General features: G+C 39.8%; 7 protein-coding genes. All 7 read left to right on the top strand.

The window, feature by feature from the left end; genetic code table 11:
• Nucleotides 1-47: 47 nt before the first annotated feature.
• The 7 genes from Q0A08_RS06470 to Q0A08_RS06440 all read left to right on the top strand — a co-directional run bounded on the left by Q0A08_RS06470 (nt 48) and on the right by Q0A08_RS06440 (nt 13,990).
• Nucleotides 48-1,967: a hypothetical protein gene (locus Q0A08_RS06470; RefSeq protein ID WP_438465655.1), complete on the top strand. Its 1,920-nt coding sequence runs from the start codon at nt 48-50 to the stop codon at nt 1,965-1,967.
• A gap of 231 nt (nt 1,968-2,198) precedes the next feature.
• Entirely contained in the window at nt 2,199-5,936 is a 3,738-nt protein-coding gene (gene metH / locus Q0A08_RS06465) for a methionine synthase (RefSeq protein WP_438465654.1), read from the top strand.
• Nucleotides 5,937-5,938: 2 nt separating this feature from the next.
• The gene (locus Q0A08_RS06460) at nt 5,939-6,421 is read left to right on the top strand and encodes an SRPBCC family protein (RefSeq protein ID WP_438465653.1); all 483 of its coding nucleotides are present in this window, start codon (nt 5,939-5,941) and stop codon (nt 6,419-6,421) included.
• An 82-nt stretch (nt 6,422-6,503) separates the two neighbouring features.
• A complete protein-coding gene (gene cobO / locus Q0A08_RS06455) occupies nt 6,504-7,112 on the top strand; it encodes a cob(I)yrinic acid a,c-diamide adenosyltransferase (protein ID WP_438465652.1) in 609 nt (202 codons plus the stop codon).
• 301 nt (nt 7,113-7,413) lie between these two features.
• Nucleotides 7,414-9,552 (top strand): type VI secretion system Vgr family protein, encoded by a 2,139-nt coding sequence (locus Q0A08_RS06450; protein ID WP_438465651.1) that lies wholly within the window; start codon nt 7,414-7,416, stop codon nt 9,550-9,552.
• On the top strand, nt 9,549-10,364 hold the full coding sequence (locus Q0A08_RS06445) for a DUF4123 domain-containing protein (RefSeq protein WP_438465650.1): 816 nt from the start codon (nt 9,549-9,551) through the stop codon (nt 10,362-10,364). Before Q0A08_RS06450 ends, Q0A08_RS06445 begins: the two co-directional genes overlap by 4 nt.
• Nucleotides 10,361-13,990 carry a toxin VasX gene (locus Q0A08_RS06440; RefSeq protein WP_438465649.1) on the top strand — a complete coding sequence of 1,210 codons (3,630 nt, stop codon included), beginning with the start codon at nt 10,361-10,363 and terminating at the stop codon, nt 13,988-13,990. Before Q0A08_RS06445 ends, Q0A08_RS06440 begins: the two co-directional genes overlap by 4 nt.
• Nucleotides 13,991-14,022 lie beyond the last annotated feature (32 nt).

Genomic DNA, 14,022 nt, shown 5'->3' with positions numbered 1-14,022 from the left:
ATATTTTATCTAGGTTATTGTTTTAACTGCTGTTGATGGAGTGAGAAATGAAATTGAAAAAGCAATATTGCTTGTTATTCTCGTTAGCGAGTATTCTTTCAGCTTGTAGTACAGCAACCCAAAACACAGATCAAAGTCAGGCTCCCGCAATAGTTGAAGTTTCTAAAGCAGAAGTTTTAGAGGTGGAGGCAGTGAATCAAATTCAACAAATCGATGAGAGTGAAAATCAAACGTTAGCTCAAAGTGTGGCAGTTAAAGATGAAGAAATTAATCGACTCGAACAAATTATCAGTGATAACCAATCTAAAATTACCGATCTAACCCGTCAGCTAGACCAGCAAGAAGCAAAAATCTCCAGTCTAGAAAGTATTCAAAATCCAACTAATACGGCACAGTTAGTTGAAATCGAATCTGAGAAACAAACCCTTAGTGAGTTAGAAGCTAGCTACATAAATTTAAAGCTTGAAAATGAAAAGCTGAATGAGGCTATTAGCTCGTTAAAAATACAAAACCGTTTGTATAAAGAGCAAATCATTGCCCACAATATTGAAGTAGAAAAAGATTTAGACAATCAGTCACGAGATACACTATCTGCCGAAGAGAGTGTGGCCGATGTTAAGCAGGACCTAAGCGTTATTGGCCTGCAAAGAGATTACGATTTACTCAATAGCACGCATCACACCTTATTATATAAATACAGTTTATTAGATGCTGATTACCAAGCGTTAGATAAAGAATATTTAGCTCAGAAGCAGAGTCTCACTCAGCTTAATAAAGATCATGATGCCTTAAAGAAATCAAATCAAATACTAGAGTCTGATTATGCTGCGATAAAGCAAAAGAATTTAGATTTGGGTGGTGCTATTTCTGATGCTAGAGCGCAACAACAAACTTTGTGGGATCAGATTCAGGTAAAAGATAAAGTCATCGCAAGTCTTGAGGCAGATAATAGTGCCTTAAGAGAAAAGTCTTCTAGTTTAGACAAACTGACCTCTGGTCAGTTAACAACGGCACTGCCTGTTGCTGATAACTCATTAGAGTTAGGTACTCTAAATGCTAAGATTTTAGTGTTAGAAAGTGAAATTTCCGCACAGCAAGAATTATTAAATGAATATCAAGATAAGCTAACTAATCTTGAGCAAAGTGATGATAAATCTGATCTCAAAAACATAGAAATTGCGCGTTTAGGTCAGACTTTATCAGATTTAAATGCAGATTATAAAGCGCTTAATTATCAGTTTGAACAATTAGAATTAGCGCAAGCTGTGAGTCGTGAACAACAAGCCTTATTAAGGCAAGAGCTTGCTGAAGCGCAATCGAGTGTTGCAGAGTTAACCCAGCAAAAGCAAGATTTATCGGGTGAACTTGCGTTGGCAAAAGAAGAGCTGATTAGTTTACATGCTAGGTATGAAGAAAGCTTGTTAGCACTTGAATCAGCTAAAGAAACGCGCCAAAGCCTTGAAGCGCAATTATCGGATTTGATTGAATTAGAAGCGATCAGTGCTGGTTTTAAAGATCATCTTGCCACTAATTTAAGTAATGTGCTTTGGCAGATTCCTAAACAAGTTGAGCTAGGGGCTTCCTTTGAAATTATTTTGACGGCTACTGTTAATGATTCAATTGCTGGTCAGGTTTTTATTGCAGAACTAATAGGGGATAGCTCGTTAGAGTTGGTAAGTTCTGTGTCTGCTGAAGCGCAAGCGTCAAATGGCCAAATACAATGGCGCTGGCGTGCAAAAGGGGTGAGCGAAAGCCAAGTTGCCCAAGTAAACTTGTTTATTCACCAGGATATTCAATACCAAGAAGACAGGATTTTAAAAGAAGTTTATCGTGATCAAAAAGTATTGAGCTTGGTGAATGATAATTTGTTTGAGAAGTATGGCTTCTGGATTATTGCAATCTTTGCCGGCTTAATGGGTGGTTTCTTAATTGGCAAATTGAACAAGTCTCAACCTGATAATGTTTAGACGGTGCTGCTTAGTATTTGCTTGATTGATTTGTCTGAAAAGAGATGGCTTAATCAACGTTTTTAAAGAGTTTTTATATAACTAAAGCAGAGATGTGAGTCTCTGCTTTTTTCATTTCCTAGTAGCTATTTTTTATTTCGATTTTTTCATTTAGCTATTATTAATTTTCACTAACAAGTTTCCTGCATTTGGGTATAGTAGCCTTGCATTTTGTTTTTTGAGGTAAGTTCTGTGGTTAAATCAAAGTCATATTCATTAGTCGAACAGCGTTTAGCACAAAATATCTTGGTATTAGATGGTGCCATGGGGACCATGATCCAAGCATATAAGCTCACTGAGAGTGATTTTCGTGGTGATCGTTTTGCTGATTGGCCTAGTGATGTTCAAGGTAATAATGACCTCTTATCTCTAACTCAACCTAAAATTATTAAAGATATCCATAAGGCTTATTTAGAGGCTGGCTCAGATATTGTTGAAACCAATACCTTTAACGCTAATGCTATTTCCATGCTCGACTATGGGATGCAGGCATTAAGCTACGAATTGAATTTCGAATCAGCAAGGCTAGCCCGAGAAGCCTGTGATGAGTTTACGAAACTAAACCCAGACAAACCTAGATTTGTTGCTGGTGCAGTAGGCCCAACAAGTCGCACCTGTTCTATTTCGCCCGATGTGAATGATCCAGGTTATCGAAATATCGAATTTGATGAGCTCGTAGTCGCTTACACTGAAGCCGTTGATGGTTTGGTAAAAGGTGGATCGGACCTTATTCTGATAGAAACGATTTTTGATACTCTGAACGCAAAAGCGGCCATTTATGCGGTACTAGAGTATTTTGAAACGACAGGTGTGCGTTACCCTGTCATGATCTCAGGTACCATTACTGATGCCTCTGGTCGTACGCTTTCAGGCCAAACAACAGAAGCTTTCTGGAACTCGGTGTCTCATGCAGACCCTATTTCTGTTGGACTTAACTGTGCGCTAGGGCCAAAAGATTTACGTCAATACGTTGAGGAAATTTCTCGAGTTGCTGATGTTAATGTTTCTGCTCACCCAAATGCGGGTTTACCAAACGCCTTTGGTGAATATGATGAAACTCCAGAAGAAATGTTAGAAGAGATGCAAGAGTGGGTGAACTCTGGCTTCCTTAACATTATTGGTGGTTGTTGTGGTACAGAGCCTGCTCACATAAAAGCTTTTGCTGATGCAGTTGAAAAAGCAAAACCAAGACAAATTCCTGTTATTCCTAAAGCCTGTCGTTTAGCAGGTTTAGAGCCTTTTAATATTGATGAAAACACCCTGTTTGTAAACGTGGGTGAGCGAACCAACGTGACAGGCTCAGCGATTTTCAAACGTCTAATTAAAGAAGGCGATTTTGACAGTGCCCTAACGGTTGCACGTCAACAAGTTGAAAACGGTGCTCAGATTATCGATATCAACATGGATGAAGGTATGTTGGATTCAGAAGCGGCCATGGTTCGCTTTTTGAAGCTAATTGCCTCAGAGCCAGATATCTCTCGTGTACCTATTATGTTGGACTCTTCTAAATGGGAAATTTTAGAAGCAGGCCTTAAATGTATTCAAGGTAAGGGTGTTGTTAACTCCATCAGTATGAAAGAAGGGGTTGAAAACTTTACCGAGCAAGCGCGTAAATTACGTAAATACGGCGCAGCAGTGATTGTTATGGCTTTCGATGAAGTGGGCCAAGCAGATACTCGTGAACGTAAAATCGAAATTTGTCGTCGCTCTTATAAGATCCTGACTGAAGATGTGGGCTTCCCGCCAGAAGACATTATCTTTGACCCTAATATCTTTGCGATTGCAACCGGTATAGAAGAGCACAACCGTTATGCTTTGGACTTCATTGAAGCAACAGGTGATATCAAACGTGAGTTACCGCATGCGTTAATTTCTGGTGGTGTCTCTAACGTTTCTTTCTCATTCAGGGGGAATAACCCTGTTCGTGAAGCCATTCATGCCGTCTTCTTATACCATGCAATTCAACAAGGCATGACAATGGGTATCGTGAATGCAGGCCAGCTAGCTCTGTATGATGATATTCCGGCTAAATTGCGTGATGCAGTTGAGGATGCGGTATTAAACCGAACTGATACTGCAACAGATGCCTTATTGGAAATTGCGACAGAATTCTTGGGTACGGCGTCTAACGACAATGAAGTGCAAGTTCAAGAGTGGCGCTCTTTGCCAGTCAATGAAAGGTTAAGTCATGCTCTGGTGAAGGGTATTACTGAATTTATTGATGAAGATACAGAGGAAGCTCGTCTTTCTCATACCCGTCCACTAGAGGTGATTGAAGGTCCTTTGATGGACGGTATGGGAATCGTTGGTGACTTGTTTGGTTCAGGTAAAATGTTCTTACCTCAGGTGGTGAAATCAGCTCGTGTTATGAAAAAAGCGGTAGCCTACCTCATGCCTTACATTGAAGAAGAAAAAGCCCGTAATAAAGATATGGCATCTTCAAGTAACGGTAAAATTGTCATGGCGACAGTGAAAGGTGATGTACATGATATCGGTAAAAACATCGTAGGTGTTGTGCTCCAGTGTAACAACTATGAAGTGATCGACCTTGGTGTCATGGTGCCTGCTGAGAAAATTTTACGTACAGCTCGTGAAGTGAATGCAGACCTTATTGGCTTGTCAGGATTGATTACCCCATCACTTGATGAAATGGTGCATGTAGCCAAAGAAATGGAGCGTCAGGAGTTTGATATTCCTGTTCTGATTGGCGGCGCGACAACGTCTAAAGCGCATACTTCAGTGAAGATTGAGCAAGGCTATAAGCGTAGTCAAGTGGTCCATGTTACCAACGCATCCCGAAGTGTGGGTGTTGCGTCTAGCTTATTAAGTAAAGATACTGAAAAGCGCCAAGCTTTTATTGATGACATTAAGTTAGATTACGAGAAAACTCGTAAGCGTTATAAAGAGCGTAGTAAAGCCGGGCGTCGAGTTTCACTTGATAAAGCACGACAAAACAAAGCGCCAATTGATTGGACTTTGCCAATTCCTACTCCTAAAAAGTTAGGCGTTACTGTCTTCACTGAAAAAGACATCGATTTGGCTGAGCTTAAAAACTACATCGATTGGACTCCTTTCTTTATGACATGGGAGCTTGCTGGAGCTTTCCCCCGCATACTGACAGACGAAGTGGTTGGTGTAGAAGCTACCAAGCTTTATAACGATGCTTTGGTCATGTTAGATAAAGTCATTGATGAGAAACTGCTTGATGCGAGAGCAATCGTAGGTGTTTTCCCTGCTAACCAAGTCAATCATGATGATATTGAAATCTATACAGATGAAACCCGTACAGAAGTAAAAGAGACCTTGTCTTTCTTACGTTTGCAAAACGAACTAACTGCACCTGGCAAATACAATAACTGCTTAGCAGACTTTGTAGCGCCTAAAGAAACGGGTGTGGCGGACTATATGGGAGCCTTTGCCTGCGCAACAGGTTTTGGAATTGATCCGTTAGTTGCAGCTTACGAAGCCGATCACGATGACTATAACAGCATCATGATTAAAGCGATGGCTGATCGTCTAGCCGAAGCGTGTGCTGAATACCTACATGAAAAAGTACGTAAGGAGATTTGGGCCTATGTACCAAATGAGTCCTTAACGAATGAAGAGCTTATTAAAGAGAAGTACCAAGGTATGCGTCCTGCACCTGGTTATCCTGCTTGTCCTGATCACACGGAAAAAGATAAGTTATGGGCTTTGATGGATATAGAAGAAAACACGGGGATCACAATTACAGAGAACTATGCCATGTTGCCAACGGCTGCCGTTAGTGGCTGGTATTTTGCTAACCCTGAATGTGGCTACTTTGGTGTAGGTAAGATTGGCCCTGATCAAGTTGAAGACTATGCAGAACGTAAAGGCATGTCTAAAGATGATGCAGAACGCTGGTTAGCACCTAACTTAGGTTATGATCCTGAAGACGATAAGGTATAACCTTGTTTACCTGTTCTCTTGATATTGAAATTGCAGCTGACATTGATGAGGTGTGGCTGCAATTAGTTAATATCGAACTCTATGGCCTTTGGTCTCCCTCAGTTATGCATGTAGAAGTACCAGCCAGTGCTTCTACATTATTATCTAGCCCAGTTAAATTTACCCTCAATACCTTAAGTGGCCGTCAAGTTCGAAAGGGCTTTGTCAGTCAGTTGTCTTCACCAAATTTATTGGCGATTCATTTTCAGCGTGCTTATGCTTGGTGGTTAGAAGAGAGATGGACGACTCACTTATCTTTAAATGATAAGGGGCATACTTATTTGGAAATGACGCTGGAATATAAAGGTTGGATGAAAACGAGTGCTTATAATAATGAGCATTTATTGACTAAAGCCTTGTTAGAAGCTCATCTTCTGGCATTAAAGGAAAAGCTCGAAACCCTTGCGAATGATGACGATACCTTAGACGATTTTGATAACGTCTAACTATCTAATCGAGTTAAAAGTATCTAGATAAAAGCAAAAGTATTAACTCTCCATTTAAGCTTTTAAATACCGGTGTTTGACCATGTCTAAAGTAATAAAAGATCCTGAACAACATGCTAAACGTATGCAAAAAATCAAAATGCATGTGGACAAGCGTATTGCTAATGCTCAACAGGATAAAGGAACCTTTGTCTTACTAACGGGTAATGGCAAAGGTAAATCTAGTTCTGCGTTAGGTATGGTAGCAAGAGCGTTAGGCCATGGTATGAAGGTAGGTGTTGTACAGTTTTTAAAAGGAGATTGGGATACTGGTGAAATCAGTTTTTTCAAAGCCCAACCAAATGTAGACTGGTTTATTATGGACTCAGGTTTTACCTGGGAAACCCAAAATAGAGAACAAGATATCGCTTCGTCAAAAGCGGCTTGGGCCTCAGCAAAAACCTTGTTAGAAGATGACAGCTATGATCTTGTCGTGCTGGATGAGCTGACTTATCTCTTGCATTACGATTATCTAGAAGAGGATCAAGTGTTGGATGCAATAATGCAGCGACCTGATACCCAGCATCTTGTGATTACAGGTCGTGGTGCATCTGACTCTCTAATTGAGATTGCAGATACTGTCAGTGAAATTAAAGAAGTAAAACATGCTTTTAAGCGCGGGATCAAAGCGCAAAAAGGCTTGGAGTTCTAAGCCTGAATTGATTTTTAAATTCTTTTTAAAAAGCCGATAACGAAAACTCGTTATCGGCTTTTTTGTTTTCTGGGCAATTAATTACTCGAAAATTAGCAACAACTTGCCTAGATATAGGGCCTTTGAAGCCTAATTAGCACTGATTCCTGCTTTATTCTTCCTTGGTATAAATTTTGCTCCTTTAGTGGCTGCTTTTGCTCTCATTGTGAGGTCAACTCCATGATGAAAGAGAATGAGCAACTTTTGTTAGGCGTATGGATTGGGCGCTTTTTACTTTTTTGATTTATATGGACATTACCCCATGGCACTAAATAGTGGACTGCAATTTACCCTCACGGTAGAGGGCCTACCTGAGACGGCATTTGTCGTTACTCAATTTAAAGGACAAGAGTCCCTTTCTCGTTTATTTCAGTTTGATGTGTCGCTGGCGAGCCGTGATGAAAGAATCACACCAGAGCAGGTTTTAGATAAGAATATTAGCTTAAAAGTTTGGCAGAATGGATTAATCACACAATCATGGCAAGGTATAGCGCAAACCTTTGAAAGAGGAGATACCGGCCTACATCACAGTTTTTATCGTCTCGAAATGGTACCAGCATTTAAGCGGTCAAGCTTGAGACATAATAGCCGTATTTTTCAGCTGCTATCAGCGCCTGAAATTATGGCTTCTTTGCTCGAAGAAATGGGAATCACAGATTATGCTTTTTCCACTGCTAGGGTATGTGAGCAAAGAGAATATTGCGTACAGTACCGTGAAACTGACTTGGATTTCATCAATCGCTTAGCGGCAGAAGAGGGTCTGACTTATTACTTTAGTCACCTAGAAGAGAAACATACTTTAGTCTTCTGTGACGATACCCAAAATGCGCCAAGTTTAGCCTTGCCAGCTGTTTATAATACCTTAGGTGGGAGTTTGGCAGATCACCCTTATGTGCGTACTTTTAAACGTTATACCGAAACAGATGTGTCCAGTGTTCAGCTTAAAGATTATAGCTTTAAGCGCCCTGAATACAGCTTTTTACATGAAACGATTGCAACAGACCTCGACTCTCAGCAAGTTACTTATGAACACTATGATTACCCTGGGCGCTATAAGTCAGATGACAGTGGTAAAGCGTTTTCACAGTACCGTCTGGATGCCATAAGAAAAGAAGCTATTACTGCTAAAGGTGAGAGTAACCTTGATAGTTTAATGTCTGGCCATAAAGTTAGTTTACTTGAGCATCCGCAAGAGGAATGTAATCAAGATTGGTTAATCGTTAGTGTTGAACACACAGGTACTCAGCCTCAAGCACTAGAGGAAATGGGCGGAGAGGGTGCAACCACCTATAACAACCAGTTTGACGTCATTCCCGCAACTCGCCAATGGCGTCCTGATGTTAATAGCAAGCCCTGTGTTGATGGCCCGCAAATAGCGACGGTCGTTGGTCCTGCTGGAGAAGAAATCTATTGTGATGAATTTGGCCGAGTAAAGGTGCAATTTAGTTGGGATAGATTAGGGTTAGCAGATGAGTTTTCCAGCTGCTGGATGCGTGTTTCCCAAGGTTGGGCTGGTGGCCAATATGGTATGCAAGCGCTGCCTAGAGTCGGCCATGAAGTGATTGTTAGTTTCTTAGAAGGAGACCCTGATCAACCGATAGTGACAGGGCGCACTTACAACGCGAACAACCAGCCTCCTTATGCTTTGCCTGAGCATAAAAGTAAGACAGTCATACGCACCCAATCTCACCAGGGGGAAGGCTTTAACGAATTAAGTTTTGAAGACCAAGCAGAGCAAGAAGAGATCTATCTTCATGCGCAAAAGGATTTAAACCTTAAAGTACAAAATGATAGAAGCGAAACCATTCAACATGATCTGACTCAAACCATCGGCAATAACAGGTTCGAGCAAGTTGGCTTGAACGACAACCTGACGGTAGAAGGGAACCAAACTGAGACCATCACGGGTGATCATAGCCAGCAAACAGATGATTCACTCCATATCAAAATTACAGACAAGCACACTATCCAAACGGGGACCGATGTCACCCTAAAAGCTGGCACTAAAGTCGTTATCGAAGCGGGTGCTGAAATGTTATTAAGCGCGGGCGGCAGTACAGTCAAAATTGATGCCGCTGGAGTGAGCATGTCAGGTGCGGCCATTAACCTTAACTCAGGCGGTGGCGCTGGTAGCGGTGTTGCTTATGTCGGCCAGCTAGCTGAACTCCCCAAATTCTTAGAACAAGCTGAAGTCATCGATCCGACTATGATAGCGCTGGAAAAAGGCGCAGCCTTAGCAGGAGAAGCCAATGTACAAGACGTGGTGTTTGAAGCGGTAGAGGTTGAGTATCCGGTTTTTGCCCATAAGGTAATTTCTGATCTGGCCAATGAAGTACCCATTTCTGAAATATGCTCTTCTCACAGCGGCGGTGTGTGTCCTGTTTGTGGGGGAACATCATGATTCCTGAATTTGATGAATACACAAATGAAGGGCTTGCCCTTAAATGGTATGCCTTGATACCTGCTTTTAAAGACATGAAGAAAATTGTCTATCAAAATCTAAAGTCTGAAAATGCGACAGATCTTTATGTTGGTACACCTTTAGCAGCATTAACTGAACAGACACCCTTGTTGATCGAGCTTGATGAGAATTCACAGTTTCATAGATCTTTAACAGATACACAGGCGATGTTCTTTTCGGCTACATCAGACCAAACCTTTCAAGATGTTTTGCAACATCTTCAAGCGCGTCTGTATGTCATATTTAATGGCACAGCCAAAGGGATTTTTCACTTTTATACACCGTCTGTTGCATCGTACTTTTTTACTGAGTCAGACATAGAGGATACTGCTGAGTGGTTATCTCCATTACATTCAGTTTGGCTATACCAAACAAAGGCGTGGGGTGATGCTCGTTGGCAGCAAGTGATTAATCAAAATAAAAGTATTCATGAGGATGATTGGGTGCTGAGGCCATCACAAGAAGCAGCATTAGCGCTTAAATATGATGATGCTTTTATCCAAGTTTTTTTAACAGATAAAAGTTACGATCACGACTCAGATAGCTATTTAAAATTGCGTGAAGTTCATAAGCATATCGAGTATTGGAAAATATCAGAGCTTGAACAGCAATACGCTGTATTGGATTTAGCTCTATCAAGTACACAAGCGTTAGACAGAATTGCACAGGCAATGCCTAATTTTGAACATTTTTCAGTGGACGAAAAACTAGTCGCCTTAAAAGAAAGCGTTGAAGGAGCAACCCAGCTATGAGTAATAAATTAACATCTGGCTCAGCCTGTGAAGGTGATAAGTTTCTTATCGAAGTAACAGGAATTGGTCATAGTGAAGAACAAGGCTTCGACTTTTTTGATTTATCCGACATGGAACATCAAGAAGCATTAGGCAATAAAAAAGCAATCGATCCAGAGCTTGAAGAAAGTACTATTTATAGCTGGGATTGGGAAGAAGAGACCGAGAAACGAAATGTCTGGTTAAAAGTCTCAGCTGGCAGTGGTGTGATTGAATTGCCCCTTTTTGAAGGGGTAGATAAAGTCAGCCGTAAAGAAAAAAGACAAGACTATCAATTATACGCAACGATTCCTCTTACTATTCTGCCCTCTTTTAATAAAGATATCTCTGAAAAAGAAAGGCTTGCACCTTTACGCGATGGCTATCTTTATGTGTTTTATAATGATCTAGCATGGCGAGAAATCAAAGTATCTGTACTAGAAGAAGAAATGACATTTAATGATGTTGATCTTTATCAATACCGTGAATCAAAAGATACGGCGTTTACCTCAGATGATCGAATTCCAACGGGTGATAACCTAAAAGACATCTGGCTACCTTCACGCAATAAAAACTCCAATACTAATATTAGAATCGCATTTTCTGACGTGCAGTGGAGTGCCGAGCGTTTAAACTTTTTAGAAGCAAACATTAGTGAAATGCGAAAACGTTGTGTGTCTCTGCATAGTCTAAAAATAGACAGAGAAGAGGGCCTTTTAGCAGCAGATACCTTGGCTGAAATGCGATTAAGAGAGCTGCAAGTCGAAATGATTTGCGCGGAGCCTAGGTGCATAAATCAGGATTTATCGGGTAACTATATCCAGGATTTATATAAGACGGTTAAAAGCGACATAGATAATGCCAGAAAAAATGGTGATAAAGCAGAAGCCATTTATTATCCACAAGACAGACCTTATCAATTCGATTTTTCACTGCAAATGTCAGCGCTATCGTCTTTACTAGGCTCTGAAAATCTAGAAGAAGATACCTGGCAAGCGTTAGGTTCAAGTCAAGATTATTTAGCGGATGCTAAAACCAGAAAGCTAACCTGTTTTGCGTTAGACGATAAAATTTTTGATTTAAAGCATAACGCTTTATTGGTCACAAGTGGCGCAGGCTATTTTCAACAAATACTAATAGATATAGGCCAGCAAGAGCACTTTAAATCAGCAGAGCTGGTGCAACGTTTTGTTATGCCTGAAGAGTTTGCGGGTAAGAAAAATCCTTTCTATGAGCATATAGAGAAAGATCTGACAAAAGATTATTCAAAAGCGAGAGTAGCAAACAGAGGGATTGATCCATCTAAGGTCATTGAAGTAGAAAAGTCAGTTTCTGACTTATCTAAAACTTATTATGATAAGGCTGCTCCTTTTCAACGTACCATTCGTACCATTGAAAGGTTGCAATGTCGTAAAGATGTTAGAATCTTACAGCTAGCGTTAGAAAAGCAGATGAATGATAAATCTCTCGCCTTAGTTTTGAAGGATGCGGTTTCTTTAAATGGGTTAGACTCGATTGTAGCTTATCAGTGGACTAGTTTGGGTTTATGCAGTTTAAACATTAATTTAGATAAACAAGATAGCCTTTGTATTGAGAAAAAAGAGGATAACCCTTGTTTTAATACTGCAAGAAGAGTTCTGTCATCTAAGTCGCATCCACTAAATCCTGTTATTATCTTGCCCGAAAGCGAAGCCTTACTTGAAAAAAGTTATGATAAAAAAACACCCTTTAATGATGGATCGGGTTTAACCAATGAAGAAAAATTGGCTCAATGGGCAGATAAAGATCTAACGATTGAGGATGATAAACTCCAATCAGTTGATCTAGCCTTTATGACTAAATCAAATTCAAATGAAGAGGGTATTTTTGGAACAGTAAGACGATCTGCCCATGTCATTTCAGGTGTTTTTCAAGGTTTTTTTGAAACGGCAGTCGAATTAAATGACCTCATGGCTAAGATAGCAAAAGAGGCCATTAGTATTGAGTTTAATACGGCTTATGCATCAGCGTTAGCCCTAGCGAGAGCCGCTGACCCTAAAACGTTAGGGGAGATGATATACACCTCCTTTGATGGTAAAAGGGAAATGAAAGGTGTTCTTGTTGGAGTAGAGGGTCATGGGTTAAAACATGGTTTGTTAGAGAGTGAAAAACAGCATGTTGAAAAGCAAAGTAAAAACAATAAGGCTAAAGGGTCTCTATTTAATAAAGAAGGTAATCTAGTTGCTGCAACCAATAAGAAAAAAGCGGTCAAGGGAAATGTAACCTCTGTAAAATCATACCTGAAAGGCGTGTTCTTACCTGAAAAAAGCAAGTTATTAGAGGCATACGATAAAATAGCGACAAAGCGTGCACTTACAGATATGCATAAAGACACAAAATTTGGAGTCACGGCAAGTAATGCCTATAGCAAATTACGAATACCATATTTTATTACCATTGTAGAAATTCTTAATCTAAAAACAAATTTGATTCATCTTTCAAATTATATGGATGGTAAGGATAAAGCTTATTCACTAGCTTATATTTTTAGTGCATTAGTTGATTTAGGTGTTGCATTAACTCATGCATCAAATATGGCTACTCAGGATGCTGGGAGAATTGCACAATACTCAAATAAAACGGCGCTAAATATACCAAAAGGTGCAAGAAATTTAGCAGCTAAAGTAATTACTTCTGCAAAAATGGAATCAAGTCTAAGTTATATTAAATTTGCAGGTATAGCAGCTGGAATTATTACTGCTGCTATCGCTGTATGGGATACCATTCGATTATTGGATGCTGGTGATAATGATGCGGGTATGGCAATGGCCATCGTTGCACTCGGGACAGGTATGTCATCTTTGGCAGGCTTATTTACTGCCGCATCCCCTATATTAGGTTTTGGTCCCATTGCTTGGCTGGGCTTTGCCTTAGCAATAGGTGGAGGGTTACTTTATTTGTATCTTAAGGATTCTGCTGTTGAAATTTGGCTTAAAAATGGTCCTTTTGGGCCTGAAGAATCTGACGAATATCGTCATTTAAAAGACCCTGAAATAGCTGTGAGTAAGTTTATTAACTTAATCATGAATGTATCTATTCAGGTTTATAATGTCAAAAAGGAGAACCCCTTATCTAATGAGCAAAAACAAATAGTAAAAACATGGGATGCCAGTCATGTGCTTTTTGTAAAAAGTAACCTTGCTCAATTTTTGGATGCTACTAGCTTAGAAACTAAGCTTCATATAAGGCAAGCTATCATCAAGGTGGCTGATAAAATATCTCCAAAAAGTGGAATGAAAACACGAGAAGTGGTGACTATCGATAAAACAGATAAAAAGGATGCTAATATCTTGTTCGAGGAACACACCAATGAAGGAGTTTATTATTATCTAAAAAACAATTTTAATATGCCTAAAAATGGTTTTGAAAGTGCTGGCTTCTTTGCTGCGAGTAGCGATTATGTTCGATACTATCCAAGCTTTGATTCACGATTACAGTTTAAAGATGGCGATATGGTTTTTCCAAATGGTGATATAAAAGAAGATGAATTGTCTGAAACTGTTGATACTGCCCTTTTTAATGATAAGGACAAAAATTGGTATAAAAATAATATAGAACACTCTTTTTAAAGCAAAAAAATCCTTTTAAAAGAAAATTGTAG

The organism is Marinomonas sp. PE14-40 (assembly GCF_051623805.1).
Taxonomy (GTDB): Bacteria; Pseudomonadota; Gammaproteobacteria; order Pseudomonadales; family Marinomonadaceae; genus Marinomonas.
This window is presented reverse-complemented; position numbering and strand designations above follow the sequence as displayed.